At 66.6% G+C, this 14,964-nt stretch carries 14 protein-coding genes; 8 read left to right on the top strand and 6 right to left on the bottom strand.

The window, feature by feature from the left end:
* Positions 1-99: 99 nt before the first annotated feature.
* From WDM91_09825 to WDM91_09815, 3 genes are all read left to right on the top strand, one after another.
* A complete protein-coding gene (locus WDM91_09825) occupies positions 100-1,035 on the top strand; it encodes a polyprenyl synthetase family protein (GenBank protein ID MEI9994880.1) in 936 nt (311 codons plus the stop codon).
* Positions 1,035-2,846, top strand: coding sequence for a 1-deoxy-D-xylulose-5-phosphate synthase (gene dxs / locus WDM91_09820; GenBank protein MEI9994879.1), 1,812 nt, complete (start codon positions 1,035-1,037; stop codon positions 2,844-2,846). Before WDM91_09825 ends, dxs begins: the two co-directional genes overlap by 1 nt.
* Before the next feature lie 264 nt (positions 2,847-3,110).
* Positions 3,111-3,728 (top strand): ABC transporter substrate-binding protein, encoded by a 618-nt coding sequence (locus WDM91_09815; protein MEI9994878.1) that lies wholly within the window; start codon positions 3,111-3,113, stop codon positions 3,726-3,728.
* Between the two features lie 44 nt (positions 3,729-3,772).
* On the opposite strand, the gene WDM91_09810 is transcribed toward WDM91_09815, so the two are convergent.
* The 4 genes from WDM91_09810 to WDM91_09795 form a co-directional block, all read right to left on the bottom strand.
* Positions 3,773-4,738, bottom strand: a complete 966-nt coding sequence (locus WDM91_09810) for an alpha/beta hydrolase (protein MEI9994877.1) — start codon at positions 4,736-4,738, stop codon at positions 3,773-3,775.
* A gap of 212 nt (positions 4,739-4,950) precedes the next feature.
* On the bottom strand, positions 4,951-6,432 hold the full coding sequence (locus WDM91_09805; GenBank protein ID MEI9994876.1) for a hypothetical protein: 1,482 nt from the start codon (positions 6,430-6,432) through the stop codon (positions 4,951-4,953).
* 10 nt (positions 6,433-6,442) lie between these two features.
* Positions 6,443-6,814, bottom strand: a complete 372-nt coding sequence (locus WDM91_09800; protein MEI9994875.1) for a DUF423 domain-containing protein — start codon at positions 6,812-6,814, stop codon at positions 6,443-6,445.
* Positions 6,811-8,070, bottom strand: a complete 1,260-nt coding sequence (locus WDM91_09795) for a M20 family metallopeptidase (GenBank protein ID MEI9994874.1) — start codon at positions 8,068-8,070, stop codon at positions 6,811-6,813. The genes WDM91_09800 and WDM91_09795 overlap by 4 nt, the downstream gene beginning before the upstream one ends.
* Positions 8,071-8,156: 86 nt before the next feature.
* Between WDM91_09795 and WDM91_09790 the strand changes: the two genes are divergently transcribed.
* The 4 genes from WDM91_09790 to WDM91_09775 all read left to right on the top strand — a co-directional run bounded on the left by WDM91_09790 (position 8,157) and on the right by WDM91_09775 (position 12,527).
* Positions 8,157-8,945 (top strand): alpha/beta hydrolase, encoded by a 789-nt coding sequence (locus WDM91_09790; protein ID MEI9994873.1) that lies wholly within the window; start codon positions 8,157-8,159, stop codon positions 8,943-8,945.
* 128 nt (positions 8,946-9,073) lie between these two features.
* Entirely contained in the window at positions 9,074-9,997 is a 924-nt protein-coding gene (locus WDM91_09785; protein ID MEI9994872.1) for a pepsin/retropepsin-like aspartic protease family protein, read from the top strand.
* A gap of 38 nt (positions 9,998-10,035) precedes the next feature.
* Positions 10,036-11,253, top strand: coding sequence for an acyl-CoA dehydrogenase (locus WDM91_09780; GenBank protein ID MEI9994871.1), 1,218 nt, complete (start codon positions 10,036-10,038; stop codon positions 11,251-11,253).
* 155 nt (positions 11,254-11,408) lie between these two features.
* Positions 11,409-12,527, top strand: coding sequence for a CoA transferase (locus tag WDM91_09775; protein ID MEI9994870.1), 1,119 nt, complete (start codon positions 11,409-11,411; stop codon positions 12,525-12,527).
* Between the two features lie 245 nt (positions 12,528-12,772).
* Here the strand turns inward: WDM91_09775 and WDM91_09770 are convergent, their stop codons facing one another.
* Complete coding sequence (locus tag WDM91_09770) at positions 12,773-13,114, bottom strand: hypothetical protein (protein ID MEI9994869.1); 342 nt, start codon at positions 13,112-13,114, stop codon at positions 12,773-12,775.
* A gap of 78 nt (positions 13,115-13,192) precedes the next feature.
* On the opposite strand from WDM91_09770, the gene WDM91_09765 reads away from it, so the two are divergent.
* Entirely contained in the window at positions 13,193-13,390 is a 198-nt protein-coding gene (locus WDM91_09765; GenBank protein ID MEI9994868.1) for a helix-turn-helix transcriptional regulator, read from the top strand.
* 675 nt (positions 13,391-14,065) lie between these two features.
* Here the strand turns inward: WDM91_09765 and WDM91_09760 are convergent.
* On the bottom strand, positions 14,066-14,962 hold the full coding sequence (locus tag WDM91_09760) for an SDR family oxidoreductase (GenBank protein MEI9994867.1): 897 nt from the start codon (positions 14,960-14,962) through the stop codon (positions 14,066-14,068).
* Positions 14,963-14,964 lie beyond the last annotated feature (2 nt).

The raw sequence follows: 14,964 nt of genomic DNA, 5'->3' as shown, positions 1-14,964 counted from the left end.
TAGGTCTGCCGTTTCTATCGATCAATTGTGCTAGGCTGATGGCGTTATGTCCCTGCCGGTTTTGGGGAAAATAGAAGCCGGCAGGCCTACGGGGTTTAGATGGTGAGTTCATCGATCGGGGTGCCGCGCGCGCCGGCCCGTCCCTTGAGTGCAGCCTTGCCGCAGGCCCTGGCCGCCGCCGCGACCGCGGTGGATGCCACGCTGGAGCAGGTCCTGCCCAAGCCGCACGGCCTGCAGGCGCGCGTGCAGGAAGCCATGCGTTATGCGACGTTCGCGGGGGGCAAGCGCCTGCGTCCCTTCCTCGTCCTGAACGCCGCCAAGCTGTTCGATGTCGACCCGGCACAGGCCGCGCGCGTCGGCGCCGCCATCGAGGTGCTGCACACCTATTCGCTGGTGCATGACGACCTGCCCTGCATGGACGACGACGATCTGCGCCGGGGCCGGCCCACCACGCATATCGCCTATGACGAGATGACGGCCGTGCTGGCGGGTGATGCGCTTTTGACACTCGCCTTCGAAATCTTGGCCCGGCCCGAGACGCACGCCTCGGCCGAGGTCCGTTCCGCCCTGGTCCTGCGCCTCGCCGAAGCCTCCGGCCACAGCGGCATGATCGGCGGCCAGATGATCGACATGCAGGCGGCGCAGAGCGCCTTCGGGCAGGACGAGATCCTCCTGCTGCAGCGCCTGAAGACCGGCCAGCTCTTCGAGTTCTCCTGCGAGGCGGGGGCGATCCTCGGCCAGGCCGGCAGCGAACATCGCGACCGCCTGCGCGCCTATGCCCGCGATATGGGCCTGGTGTTCCAGATCACCGACGACCTGCTCGACGTGACCTCGACGGCGGAGAAGACCGGCAAGGCTGTCGGAAAAGATAAGGACCAAGGCAAGGCGACGCTGGTATCCATCCTCGGCCTGGAGGGGGCGCGCGCCGAGGCCGAGACGCTGGCCCGCCGCGCCGCCGCCACGCTGGCGCCTTACGGCAATGCCGCGCCGGAGCTGGTCGATCTTCCCCTGTTCCTCCTGGACCGAGAGTCGTGATGCCCGATATCGCTTCCCGCACACCGCTCCTCGACAACATCGTCTATCCGTCGGATCTGCGCCGCCTCGACAAGGCGCAGCTGCGCCAGGCGGCGGACGAGCTGCGCCACGAGCTGGTCGATGCCGTGAGCGTGAGCGGCGGGCATTTCGGCGCCGGGCTCGGGGTGGTCGAGCTCACCGTCGCGCTGCACTACGTCTTCAACACGCCCGACGACCGCATCATCTGGGACGTCGGCCACCAGGCCTATCCGCACAAGATCCTCACCGGCCGCCGCGACCGCATCCGCACCATCCGCAAGGCGGGCGGGCTCTCCGGCTTCACCCGGCGCAGCGAGAGTGCATACGACCCGTTCGGCGCGGCGCATTCCTCGACCTCGATCTCCGCCGGCCTCGGCATGGCGGTGGGCCGCGACCTGCTGGGCAAGGACAACCATGTGATCGCGGTGATCGGCGACGGCGCGATGAGCGCCGGCATGGCCTATGAGGCGATCAACAACGCCGGCCACCTGGGCAGCCGCCTGCTGGTCGTGCTCAACGACAACGACATGTCGATCGCGCCCGCCACCGGCGCGCTTAACACGCATCTCAATCATCTCGCTGCGACGGGCTCGGCCGAGCACACGCTGTTCGAGAAGCTCGGCATGATGCATATCGGCCCGATCGACGGCCACGACGTCGTCGCGCTGGTCGCGGCGCTGGAGGCGATCCGCGACGGCGCGCCCGCGCCGGTGCTGCTGCACATCCGCACCCGGAAGGGCAAGGGCTATGCCCCGGCGGAGACGGCCGCCGACAAGGGCCATGCCAATAACGGCTTCGACGTCGCCACCGGCGAATTGAAGAAGAGCGCGTCCAAGGCGCCGACCTACACCGCGGTCTTCGCCAAGGCGCTGATCGCGGAAGCCAAGGCCGATCCCACCGTCGTCGCGATCACCGCCGCCATGCCGTCGGGCACCGGCCTCGACGCCTTCGGCAAGGCCTTTCCGGACCGCACCTTCGATGTCGGCATCGCCGAGCAGCATGCGGTGACCTTCGCGGCCGGCCTGGCGGCCGAAGGCCTCAAGCCCTTCGCGGTGATCTATTCGACCTTCCTGCAGCGCGCTTACGACCAGGTGGTGCACGACGTCGCGATCCAGAAGCTGCCGGTGCGTTTCGCGATGGACCGCGCCGGCCTGGTCGGCGCCGACGGCGCGACCCATGCCGGTTCGTTCGACCTCGCCTATCTGTGCTGTCTGCCCAATTTCGTGGTGATGGCGGCGGCCGACGAGGCCGAGCTGATGCACATGGTGGCGACCGCCGCGGCCCATGACGACGGCCCGATCGCGCTCCGCTATCCGCGCGGCGAAGGCACCGGCGTGGCGTTGCCCGAGCGCGGCCAGGTCCTGCCCATCGGCAAGGGCCGCGTGGTGCGCGAAGGCAAGGAGGTTGCGATCCTCTCGCTCGGCACCCGCCTGGCGCCGGCGCTGGCCGCCGCCGACGAGCTCGCGCGCAAGGGCATCTCCTGCACCGTCGCCGATGCGCGCTTCGCCAAGCCGATCGACACCGATCTGGTGCGCCGCCTGGTGCGCAACCACGGCATGCTGGTGACGGTGGAAGAGGGCTCGACGGGCGGTTTCGGCAGCCAGGTGCTGCACTTCATCGCCAATGAGGGCCTGCTCCGCCCCGGCTTCGACATCCGCACCATGACGCTGCCCGACCTCTTCCAGGAGCACGACAACCCGGACAAGCAGTACGAGACGGCGGGCCTGTCGGCCGCCGATATCGTCCGCGTGGTCCAGGCGCATTTCGTGACCAAGGCGCAGGCCAGGGGATAGCTGTCGGCAAGCACCTCTTGTCATCCCCGGCCGAGCATCGCGAAGCGATGCGAGGGGAAGGGGACCCAGGCGGTCGAGCTTCCGTGCTCTCGAAATTCATATCCCGTTCAGGCGCTGGTGTTTAGTCCAACCGCCTGGGTCCCCTTTCCCTCACGCCGCTGCGCAGCGTTCGGCCGGGGGTGACAACTGCGCAGCGTGGAACCAAAATCGCGTCGCTCGGTTGAAAGGGAAACTTCTCCCGCCTTTGTGTCCAAGGAGACCTCGATGAGATTTACAATCGCCCGTATTTCCGCATTCCTCGCGCTGTTCTTCGCCGTCGCGCTGCCCCTCGGCACCGCGCAGGCCCAGACCGACCCCGCCGTCGCCACCGTGCAGGGCTTCTACGACGCGCTGCTCGACTCGATGAAGGGCGGCAAATCGCTGGGCGCGCAGGGCCGCTACGCCAAGCTGCGCCCCGCGGTGGAACAGGCCTTCGACGTCAACACGATGATCAAATACGCCGTCGGTCCCGGCTGGGACACGCTCGGCGCCGCCGACCAGACGTCGCTGACCGCAGCCTTCTCGCGCATGACCGCCGCGCAATATGCCGGCAATTTCGACAGCTTCAACGGCGAGAAATTCGTGGTCGATCCGAACGTCACGGTGCGCGGCACCGACCACTACGTCTCGAGCAAGCTGGTGACCAAGGACCAGACGGTTCCGTTCATCTACCGCGTGCGCCAGTTCGGCGGCGGCTGGAAGATCATCGACGTCCTGCTCGACGGCAATATCAGCCAGCTCAATGTCTACCGCTCGGACTATTCCGCCACGGTGAAGGCCGGCGGCGCCGCCGCGCTCGTCAAGAAGATCGACGAGCTCGCGGACAAGGCGCTGAAGGGGTAGGGGCGGGTGTTTCCAAGAACTGGTGTCATGGCCCGCGCGCGTCCTCACCCGAAACGCCGCTTCAGCCAGTCGACCATGATCGTGTTCACCTGGTCGGGATGCTCCTGCTGGGTCCAGTGACCGCAGTCGCGGATCAGCGCCTTTTCGAGATCGGGGACATATTGCTCCATGCCCTCGGCCATGGCGGGGGAGAGGACGATGTCGTCCTCCGCCATGATCATCAGGCCGGGCACGTCCACCTTCTGCGCGATGCCTTCGGCGCGCTCCCAGTTGCGGGTGAAATTGCGGTACCAGTTGACCCCGCCGGTGAAGCCGGTGCGCGTATAGGTGTCGACCCAGTATTTCAGCTCCTCCGGCGTCAGCAGCGGCGCGCCGCCCCAGGCCGCTTCGTCCGACTGGATCGCGCCCAGCAAATTCAGGTTGCGCTGCTCCTGCGGCAGCTTGGCGTAGTCCGCCGCCTTCATCCCGGTCTTGCGGAAGAAGAAGCGCAGCGTCTTGCCGACGTCCTTGGCGAGGATCGGATCGGCATAGCCGGGCTTCTGGAAGGTCACGATGTACATCTCCTCGCCGAACACGGCGCGCATCATCGCGATGGGATCCATCGGGCCGCGGGCGAGAAAGGGCGTGTTCACCCCGATGACGCCGCGGACGCGGCCGGGGTGGAACAGCGGCATCTGCCACACCACGAAGCCGCCCCAGTCATGGCCGCAGAAGATCGCGTCCTTGAGGCCGAGCGCGTCGAGCAGGCCGGTGAGGTCGCCGGTCAGGTGCTCCATGTCGTAGTCGGTGATCGCTTCGGGCCGCGAGCTGCGGCCATAGCCGCGCTGGTCGGGCGCGATGGCGCGGAAGCCGGCGGCGGCGAGCGCCGGGAGCTGGTGGCGCCAGGAATAGGCGAGCTCGGGAAAGCCGTGGCAGAGCACGACGGGCACGCCGTCCTTCGGCCCCATCTCGTACACGGCCATGTCGATGCCGTTGGTCTTGATCATGGTGGGCTCGGGAAAGGACGTCATGTGTGTCTCCGTTTTCGAAAGTGATCGCCTCGAACATCGCTGTCATCCCCGGCGAGCAACGCGCCACGCGCGTTGCGAGGGAAGGGGACCCAGGTATCGAAGCCGCTGAAATGTCAGGGCGAGAAACTCCGCACCGTCCTTATCTTTACCGCCTGGGCCCCTTCCTCGCGCAATCCTCTGGATCGCTCGGCAGGGGACGACAAGCGGGGTTGTCACGCCGCGATGTTCAAGACCTTCATCATCCCGGCGCGGTCGGGGCCGGCCTTGGGCGGGTAGAGGCCGCGGCGCTCCTTGTCCGCCTTCGGGGTCGCCCACACCGCCATGATGCGCGCGACGATCGCGGGGCGTTTCAGGAAGGCGGTCGGCTCGTCCAGCATGTGGAAGATTCGCGACATGGCGCGGCTGACCTCGACGTCGGCGCGCTGCGCCGGCATCAGCCCGTCCTCGGTGAAGCTCTTGGCGAGGCGGGCGCGATAGCTCGGGCGGTGGCTGGGATCGAGCTCGTTCCTGGCGCGCTTGATCGCGTTGAGGTCGAGCGAAACCATCGAATCGAAATAGGGACGGATCGCGGCCGTCACGTCGCGCTCGTATTTCTTCGCGCGCTCGACCGGATCGGCGCCGGCGTCCAGCGCGGCGCGCAGCAGATGCGCCTCGACCACGCCGGAGGAGCAGCCGCGGCCGTAGAGCGGGTTGGTCCGCACCGCCGCGTCGCCCAGCGCGAAGAAGTTGAGCACCTGCGGCTCGCCGTCCTTCATGTAGTGGCGCCAGACATTGTAGAGCTCGCCCATCGCATAGACCTTGCTGACGGGCTCGGCGCGCGCCGGATCGACCCAGCGCGCCGCGCCGGGCATCGCCCGGCAGGCGGCATCGAACGCCTCGGGTTTCATGATGGCGGTGCGCAACCGGCTTTCGATCTCCGGCACCGCCAGGGTGACGGAGAAATGCCGGTTGTCGGCGATGAAGACGCCGAACTTGATGTAGCCGAGATCGGCGCCGCCGGGCGGGCCGTCGCGCGGCGGCTCGTCCTGCCCGTCGCGCAGCTTGTAGTGGCGGGTGAAGTAGAGGATGCCGCAGGGGCTCGATTCCTCGCGCACCGTGGCGCCTTCGGCGCGCAGCCAGTCGGGGAACGGCGTGTTGCGGCCGGTGGCGTCGACCGTCACGTCGGCGCGCATGTCTTCTTCCACGCCGTCGCGCTCGACCTTGAGGCCGTCGATCACGATCTTGCCGTTCTCGCGGCGCGTGACGAGACCGCGCACGCCGGCATCGGCGATGAAGGTGATGCCGGGCAGCTTGGCGGCGTAGCGGCGCAGGATCAGCTCCAGCGTGGTGCGGCGGCTGAACAGCAGCTTGAGATCCTCGTCGCCTTTGGCGGGCTTGTAGTCCTTGGCCAGGGCGGGCGTCAGCCCGTCCTGGAAGCCGAACAGCCGCGTGCCTTCGGCCAGCAGCTCGGCCATCAATTCGGGATAGCGGTCGCGGATCAGCGAGGTGAGGCGGCCAAGGAAGGCGTGGCTGTGGCGCAGCTGCGTCGCCCCGCGGCGCTCCCAGCCGGTGAACGCCTCTTCGGCCGAGCCGGCGGGCGGCGGCGGATCGCGGTCGAGGATGGTGACGCGGCGCGTGCCGCCGCCGAAGGCGAGCGCGGCGCCGAGCCCGGCAATGCCGCTGCCCGCGATCAGAACATGTTCGTCGTTGCGCATCACGCGTCCATCACCTCGGCAATCGCATGGCGGCCAGCGCGAGGGCGCTCCAGCCGATCAGGAAACACACGCCGCCTATCGGCGTGACCAGCGCCAAGCCCTTGGCGCCCGTCAGGGCGAGAAGATAGAGCGAACCGGAAAAGAGCAAAATGCCTGCGAGAAAAAAGCCGGACGCTACAGTCGCGGCACCTGCCGCTGCGTCACGTATCGCGAAGGCCGCGAGCCCGAGCGCGAGCGCATGATACATGTGATAGCGCGCCGCGGTCTCGAAGATCGCCAGCGCATGCGCGTCGAGCCGGCCCTGCAGGCCATGCGCCGCGAAGGCGCCTGACGCTACGGCAAGCCCGCCATTGATCGCCGCGATCAGCAGCCAGGGGCTCATGCGCAGCCGCAGCCGCCATGGCCGTGCTCATGCGGCGCGGATTCGCGGGAGCGCGCGATGGCGGCCTGGGAGAGCTCCGCGGTCGCGGCGAAATCGGCGCGCGCCGCCGCCATCCGCGCCGGATCGGCCATCAGGTCGAGCGCCGTCATCGCCATCGATTTGGCGCCGTCGATCACCGCCTGGTCGCCCTTGTCCGCGGCGGCGTAGCGGGCGAATTCCGGGTTGTGGATCACCACGCCGGCCGGCGCGATGCCGAGCATCGGATGGATCGAGGGCACGCGGTGGCTGACATTGCCCATGTCGGTCGAGCCGGCATAGCCGGGCGGCAGATCCTTGACCGGGAAGAAGTCGCGGCCGAGCTTGACCGCGTTCGCCTCGTACATCTCCGCCATCGGCCAGTTGGTCTTGAGGTCGAGATAGTCGGTGTCGCCCCAATGCGCCTCGAGCCGGCAGCCGGTGGCAAGCGCGCCGGCCTCGAAACACCGCTGCACCCGCAGCTTCAGCGGCGCCAGCTCATGCGCGTCGATGGCGCGAACATAGAAGCGGCAGGCGGCGCGGTCCGGCACGATGTTCGGCGCCAGCCCGCCCTCGGTGATGATGCCGTGGATGCGGTCGGTGTTGCGGATATGCTGCCGCAATTGCGCGATGGCCTGGTAGGAGGTCACGACCGCATCGAGCGCGTTCAGTCCGCGATAGGGCATCGCGGAGGCATGCGCGGTGCGGCCGTGGAAGATCGCCTCGACCTCCGCGATGGCGATGCAGGGCATGGTGACGAGATCCTGGTTGGAGGGATGGATCATCATCGCCGCGTCGGTGCCGTCGAACGCGCCCTCGCGCGCCATGATCTCCTTGCCGCCGAAGCGCTCCTCGGCGGGCGTGCCGAGATAGCGCACGCGCCCGGGCAGGCGGCCGTTCAGCTTGGACAGCGCGATGGCCGCGCCATAGCCGCTGGTCGCGATGATGTTGTGGCCGCAGGCATGGCCGATGCCGGGCAGCGCGTCATATTCGGAAAGGATCGCGATGTTCGGCCCGCCCGCCTTGCCGAACTCGGCGGCATAGCCGGTCTTGAGTCCGAAGGCCTCGCGCTGCACCTTGATGCCATGGCCTTCGACCGCATCGGTCAGGCGCTGGGCGGCCTTGAATTCCTCCAGCGCCAGCTCGGGCTCCTGGTGGATCGCATGGCTCAGCGCCAGCAATTCGGCGCGCAGATCGTCGACCGCCGAGCAAACGTCTTTCTTCAATTGTTCCAAGGACATGGACAAGCCTTCCGGGTGCGCGCACGCATCATAGACAGTCCCGCCGGGCTTTGCGAAGGTCGAACCGTCCCACAGGAAGGGCTCGGATGACCGTCTTTGCCACAGCCGCCGACGGCGTGCGCCTCGCCTATGAGATCGCCGGCGGCGGGACCGATATCGTGTTCCTCGTCCACGGCTTCGGCTCGTCGCGGGCGCAGAACTGGCACGACACCGGATGGTACGACACGCTGGCCAAGGCTGGCTATCGCGTCGTGGCGATGGACGCGCGCGGCCATGGCGAGAGCGACAAGCCGCACGCCTCGGAAGGCTATGGTCACGCCGCGATGGCGAAGGATGTCCTCGCGGTGATGGACGCCGCCGATATCGCGGCGGCGCATGTCATGGGCTATTCGATGGGCGGCTTCATCGCCATCCAGCTCGCCGCGCAGCATCCCGGGCGGCTGCGCAAGCTGGTCGTCGCGGGCGTGGGCGAGAGCTATCTCGACGCGTCCGACCGGCGGCGCGACCGGGTCGCCGATCCGCTTGTGCGTGCCGCGATCGTCGCGGCGCTGCGCGCGCCCGATCCCGCGACCATCGAAAACCCGACCGCCCGCACCTTCCGCGCCTTCGCCGACCAGCCGGGCAAGGACCGCCTCGCGCTCGCCGCCTGCATGGCGGCGCCGGCGGCGAACCTGCCGGCCGAAGCGCTGGCGCGGATCGCGCTGCCCGTGCTCGTCGTCTGCGGCGAGAAGGACGACCTCACCGGCCGCCCCGAGGGCCTCGCCGCGGCCTTCGCGCACGGCCGCGCCGTCACCGTTCCGGGCCGCGATCACATGACGGCGGTCGGCGACAAACTCTACAAGGGCGCGGTTCTGGACTTCCTCGCCGGCGATTGAGTAGAAAAGGCCGACGGACGTCTTTGGGGGGAGTCATGAAGCCGGCTGTGTTGTTCGGTGGGGCGGTCTTTGCTTGCGCGCTTCTCGCCTGTTTCAGTCCGGCATTGGCAGAAGACTGTGTCCTGAAAATGAAGACCTCGGTGCCGCTCACGATGAGCGAGAATTCGCTCGAAGCTTACGTGCCCATCGCAATTCAAGGCGTGCCGAAAGTGATGCTTTTGGATACGGGCGGCGCTGTCGAGGAAATCACCGCGACCGTTGCCGACGAGCTGCATCTGCACAGGACGATGGGCAAGATCACGTTGTACGACGTGGCCGCGCAGACCTCGAGCGACACGGTGTATGCCGACCTGCAGCTCGGCAATCTGAAAGCGCCGGCGGTTCCGATGGTCGTCTGGAACACGCCGGGCGAGCTCTCCGATCAGCCCGGTTTCGCCGGAATTTTCGCTCCCGATATCCTGCAGAACTACGACGTCGATCTCGATTTCGGCGCCAGGAAGCTTTCCCTGTTTTCGCAGGATCATTGTCCGGGCGGTGTCGTCTATTGGCCGCACACCGTGCTTGCAGTCGTGCCGATGAAGAGCCTGAGCGACGGGCATATCATCATTTCGGTCACGCTGGACGGCCATCCGGTGGACGCCATCCTCGACACCGGCGCCGGCGGAACAACGCTTCAGGATCGCGACGCCGAGCATGTATACGGACTGAAATTGGGATCGGAAGATACGCCGGCCATCGGCAAGTTCCAGGATGGGTCGGCGCGGCCTGTCTATCGCCACACCTTCGCATCGCTCGGCTTCGAGGGCATCGCCGTCACGCACCCGCAGGTGGACATCATTCCCGATTCCATGCGCAAGCGCTTCGAAGCCAAAAGCGAGATCGTCACGGGGAGCAATATCACCGGCACGCCGGAGCCTGGCGCGGGCGCAAGCATGCTGGTCGGCATGAACATCCTGCGGCATTTTCATATCTATATCGCGTACAAGGAGCGGAAGGTCTATATCACGCCCGGCAGCGCGCCAGCGGCCCCGGAGGCCGCCGCGCCACATTAGCGTCGTCTTCCGGCGGCGCGCCGATCGAGAGACACGTCATGAGCGCCGCCGAAGACCATTCCGCCAAGCCCTCCGCGAAGCTGGACCGCAACGCCTTCGACTGGGCCGATCCGCTGCTGCTCGAAGGCGAGCTCTCCGCGGAGGAGCGCATGGTGCGCGACAGCGCCCGCGACTATGCCCAAGACCGGCTGGCGTCGCGCGTGAAGCTCGCCTTCCGCCATGAGACCTTCGACCGTGAGATCATGACCGAGATGGGCGCGCTCGGCCTGCTCGGCGCGACGCTGCCGGAGGAATATGGCTGTGCCGGGCTCAACTATGTCTGCTACGGGCTGGTGGCACGCGAGGTGGAGCGGGTCGACAGCGGCTATCGCTCGGCGATGAGCGTGCAGTCCTCGCTGGTGATGCATCCGATCTATGCCTATGGCTCGGAGGAGACGCGGCGCAAATATTTGCCGAAGCTCGCGAGCGGCGAATTCGTCGGCTGTTTCGGCCTCACCGAGCCCGATCACGGCTCCGATCCGGGCGGGATGACGACGCGCGCGGTGAAGGACGCGGGCGGCTATCGCCTCAACGGCGCCAAGATGTGGATCACAAATTCTCCCATCGCCGACGTCGCGGTGGTGTGGGCCAAGCTCGACGACGTGATCCGCGGCTTCGTGGTCGAGCGCGGCATGAAGGGATTCTCGACGCCCAAGATCGAAGGCAAGTTCTCGCTGCGCGCCAGCGTCACCGGCGAGATCGTGCTGGAGGACGTGCTGGTGCCGGAGGCGAACCTGCTGCCGCATGTGCGCGGGCTGGGCGGACCGTTCGGCTGCCTCAACCGGGCGCGCTACGGCATCGCCTGGGGCGCGATGGGCGCGGCGGAGGCCTGCTGGCACGCCGCGCGGCAATACACGCTCGATCGCAAGCAGTTCGGCCGCCCGCTGGCCGCGACGCAGCTCGTCCAGAAGAAGCTCGCCGACATGCAGACCGAGATCACGCTGGGCCTGCACGGCGCGCTGCGGCTGGGCCGGCTGATCGATTCCGGCGACGCCGCGGCGCCCGCGATCTCGCTGATGAAACGCAACAATTGCGGCAAGGCCCTCGCCATCGCGCGCGAGGCTCGCGACATGCATGGCGGCAACGGCGTCAGCGACGAATACGGCGTGATCCGCCATGTCCTGAACCTGGAGGCCGTGAACACCTATGAAGGCACGCATGACGTGCACGCGCTGATCCTCGGCCGGGCGCAGACGGGGATCCAGGCGTTTAGCTAAGAGCCGCATAGCTTTTCTCCCCCGTAACCACGGGGGAGGAAAGATCGGCGCGACTATATCTTTCCACTACGCGCCGCGTCGATCTTCACAAGGTTCGCCCGCACATGGAGAGCTCTGCTATATCCGGACCGCAACCGAAATCGAGTGGGGCGGCCGTGAAGCTCGAAGGCGTCAAGGTGCTGGATCTCTCGCAGTTCCTGCCCGGGCCGCATCTGACGATGACCATGGCCGATCACGGTGCCGACGTGATCATGGTCGAGCCGAAGAACGGCACCGGCGAGCCGGTGCGGGCGATGGGCACGCGCGCCGCCGACGGCACGGCGGTGTGGTTCCGCAACATCGCGCGCGGCAAGCGCAGCCTCGCGCTCGATCTCAAGGACAAGGACGACGTCGCGGCCTTTTTCGCGCTGGCGGACGAGGCGGACGTGATCGTCGAAGCCTTCCGGCCCGGCGTGGTGCAGCGGCTGGGCATCGGCTATGACGCGGTGGCGGCGCGCAACCCGCGTATCGTCTATTGCTCGATCAGTGCTTTCGGACAGGGCGGGCCCTGGGTGCGCAAGCCCAGCCACGATCTCGGAGTCCAGGCGCTGGCCGGCACGCTCGATCTGTCGCGCGGCCTTTCCGACAACAAGCCGAACATGCCCAACCTCGTCGCCGCCGACATGGCGTCGTCGCTGACCGCGCTGTCGGCGATCCTGATGGCGCTGCTGGCGCGCGGGAGGACGGGCAGGGGCGACCATATCGACATCGCGATGTACGACGCACTGCTCGCCTGGACGCCGAACATCACCGGCGCGGTGCTGGGCGAAGGCCGGGCGCCGGAGCCGCATGCGATGCGCAATTATGGCGGCCAGGCGATGAACCGCATCTACGAGACCAGCGACGGACAGTTCATCGTGCTCGCGGGCTCGGAGGCGAAGTTCAGCGAGAACTTGCTGCGCGCGCTCGGCCGGCTCGATTTCCTCGCCATCGCAAAGGGCGAGCCGGGGCCGTCGCAGGCGCCGCTGATCGCCTGGTTCACCGAACTGTTCGCGAGCCGCACGCGCGCGGAATGGGAGGCGTTCCTGGCGCCGATCGATTTGTGCTGGGCGCCGGTACGCACGTTGAAGGACGCGCTCGGCGACGCGAACGCGGCGGCGCGCGGATTGCTGCTGCACGACGCCGCGGGCCATCCGCATATCGGCCCGGCGATCAAGTTCGCGGCCGAACCGGCGAAGCCGGGCTTCGAGCTGCCGGCATATGAGCCGGGAAAGATGTTGGGTTGGAAGCGCTGACGCATGGTTTTCCTTTCCGCTCGCGGGAGCGGCTGCCGGATGGATGGAGCTGTGGCGCGCTCGCTCAGCATCTGCATGCGGTGACGATGCTGATGAAGTCATGCGACAACTGGGCAGAGTTCGAACGTAGGTTAGACCGCGCAGCTCCTAAGCGGAGCTCAAACCCCGAACTTGAATTCGTTGACAAGTAAAGCGGGACGTCTTCACCGCAATAGCTTTTCTACGGAGAAAGACGCTGACGCTGTTTAGCGTTGTTGCGGTGCGGCGCATGCAGCAGCCCATGCATCCTCCGATGGCGCTTCGTTCAACTGCGGCGACGCTCCTGCTGCGATCTCGTCAGCATTCGGCATCAAGATGTAATACCGGCCGCCTCCAGCGATTCCGCATTTGACCAGATGACCGCCAAAGCTGGAATCCCACGTCCTATCGGGTACCGGCCTGCTGGGTGTTTCTTTGGTCGGCGCTGCCGCAGATACCGGCGCGGTCGGAGAGAGCGCGCTGAGAAGACCGCCGACGAGCGTTACGCCAAGAATCGTCATGACGATGATGCCGCCAGTTTTTGGCTGCACCTGTAGGCTCGAATCCATTATCGGCTCTGCCGTCGAAAATCATCACTATAGTGACTGTCTGGAAGTTAAAGAATCCTTCCGCTTGTTGGGATGCGATTGGCACGCATCCTCGGGATCGATGTCCGGCGGCTCCGCAAGGCGCGGAAGCTGAGTCAGGAGGCGTTGGCTGATGAGGTCGAGCTTGCCGTCACCTATGTCGGCCAGATCGAGCGCGGCAAGCGCAATCCAACGCTCGATGTGGTCGAGACGTTTGCGAAGCTCTTCGGCGTCGATCCGTTGGACCTGCTAAGATGAGATTGGTCTTGTGCCAACTTCCACAGCACAACGCCGTCAGGTCCATGCAGTGACTCCAACACGCCCATTGTCCGTCGATAACGGTTTAGGCAAACCCGTATGCGTTGCTGCATTGTGCGGAAGAGCTTTGCGTCATCCAAGGGCAACCCCCGCTCTTTCATGAGCTGTTCGGTGATGTGCCAAGTGCTCAACGGCTTTTTGGCAGCGTGCGGTACCTGAAAGATCGGTCGTATGGAGCCGCCAGAATGCGCTGCATTTGCTCCTCCCCCGCTTCGCGGGGGAGGATTTGTCGAACAAAAAACCTCGCCGCTTGCGCGACGAGGCTCTTCGATTTTTCGATTCCAAGAAGCTCTGCTTCCCGGTCGCCCTTTAAGAAGGGGCTCTCTCATACGGACGTCCGTCCGTTTCGACGTCGTTTCAATTGTGGGTGGCGATCGACCTTGCGTCTCGGCCGGTCGTGGCTCCGCGGCCTAGGCGGAGCCCCGGTCTTATACCCGGTGGAGTGTCTTCCATGCGGAGCCTCCTTTGATCTCTTCGGTTTCACCTGTCGCTCGCGGGTTACTCGCCGTCTCGTTGGGCCCGTTGGCCTGCGCCGCGTCCGCGCACACGACGGTCAGGATGCTCCGCCCGCCGGCCACATGAGTCAATACGCAACCGCGTGCAACTTCGGTTCCGTCATACGCTGCGTTGCGCCTTGTCCTTGTCATTGGTGGCGCGGATCTCGCCGCGGATCGCCTCCCATTCCGCGTCGCCCAGCGACGCGAGCCGCGCGAAATTCCCGCCCGTCGCAAGATGCAGTGCGCCGTCGATCGCCAGCGTCTGGCCGGTGAGATAGTCGCAGCCATCGGCCATCAGGAAGGCGGCGAGGTTCGCGAGCTCCACCATCTCGCCATTGCGCGCCATGCCGGCGGTCTGGCGCGCCGCCGCTTCGCTGTTGCCGGAGGCGGCGGGATTGAGACGGTCCCAGGCGCCCTTGGTTGGAAACGGTCCGGGCGCGATGGCGTTGAGGCGGATGCCGTTCGGGCCCCATTCCTGCGCCAGCGACTTGGTCATGATGTTGAGGCCGGCTTTCGACATCGCGCTGGGCACGGTGAACGGCCCGCCGTTCCAGATCCAGGTCGTCAGGATCGAGATCACGCTCGCCTTGACGTTCTCGTCGATCCAGCGCTTGCCGCAGGCCAGCGTGACGTAGAACGAGCCGCGGAAGACGATGTCGGCGATCGCATTGAAGCCGCGCGGGGAGAGGTCCTTGGTGCGCGAGATGAAATTGCCCGCCGCGTTGTTGACGAGGCCGGTCAGCGCGCCGCCATCGGCCCAGATCTGCGCGATCATGTCGTCGACCGCTTCGGCCACGCGGATGTCGCAGGCGATGCCTTTGACGGTGGAGCCGGTCTCGTCGCTGATCTTCTTGGCGGTCTCGTCGAGCACGGCCTTGCGGCGGCCGCAGATATAGACGGTGGCGCCGAGCTGCGCGTAAGCCTCGGTCATGACCTCGCCCAGACCGGTGCCGCCGCCCGTCACCAGGATGCGCTTGCCCTTTAAAATGCCATCCTTGAGCATGAGGTTGTACATGG

Source organism: Rhizomicrobium sp. (assembly GCA_037200385.1).
Lineage (GTDB): Bacteria > Pseudomonadota > Alphaproteobacteria > Micropepsales > Micropepsaceae > Rhizomicrobium.
Note: the sequence above shows the minus strand (reverse complement) of the source record. Positions and strands in the feature narration are given on the sequence as shown.

What these genes read in the sequence shown, in the direction of transcription:
- WDM91_09825 (MEI9994880.1), top strand. Translation starts at nt 100, where the DNA reads ATGGTGAGTTCATCGATCGGGGTGCCGCGCGCGCCGGCCCGTCCCTTG.
- dxs (MEI9994879.1), top strand. Translation starts at nt 1,035, where the DNA reads ATGCCCGATATCGCTTCCCGCACACCGCTCCTCGACAACATCGTCTAT.
- WDM91_09815 (MEI9994878.1), top strand. Translation starts at nt 3,111, where the DNA reads ATGAGATTTACAATCGCCCGTATTTCCGCATTCCTCGCGCTGTTCTTC.
- WDM91_09810 (MEI9994877.1), bottom strand. Translation starts at nt 4,738, where the DNA reads ATGACGTCCTTTCCCGAGCCCACCATGATCAAGACCAACGGCATCGAC.
- WDM91_09805 (MEI9994876.1), bottom strand. Translation starts at nt 6,432, where the DNA reads ATGCGCAACGACGAACATGTTCTGATCGCGGGCAGCGGCATTGCCGGG.
- WDM91_09800 (MEI9994875.1), bottom strand. Translation starts at nt 6,814, where the DNA reads ATGAGCCCCTGGCTGCTGATCGCGGCGATCAATGGCGGGCTTGCCGTA.
- WDM91_09795 (MEI9994874.1), bottom strand. Translation starts at nt 8,070, where the DNA reads ATGTCCTTGGAACAATTGAAGAAAGACGTTTGCTCGGCGGTCGACGAT.
- WDM91_09790 (MEI9994873.1), top strand. Translation starts at nt 8,157, where the DNA reads ATGACCGTCTTTGCCACAGCCGCCGACGGCGTGCGCCTCGCCTATGAG.
- WDM91_09785 (MEI9994872.1), top strand. Translation starts at nt 9,074, where the DNA reads ATGAAGACCTCGGTGCCGCTCACGATGAGCGAGAATTCGCTCGAAGCT.
- WDM91_09780 (MEI9994871.1), top strand. Translation starts at nt 10,036, where the DNA reads ATGAGCGCCGCCGAAGACCATTCCGCCAAGCCCTCCGCGAAGCTGGAC.
- WDM91_09770 (MEI9994869.1), bottom strand. Translation starts at nt 13,114, where the DNA reads ATGGATTCGAGCCTACAGGTGCAGCCAAAAACTGGCGGCATCATCGTC.
- WDM91_09760 (MEI9994867.1), bottom strand. Translation starts at nt 14,962, where the DNA reads ATGTACAACCTCATGCTCAAGGATGGCATTTTAAAGGGCAAGCGCATC.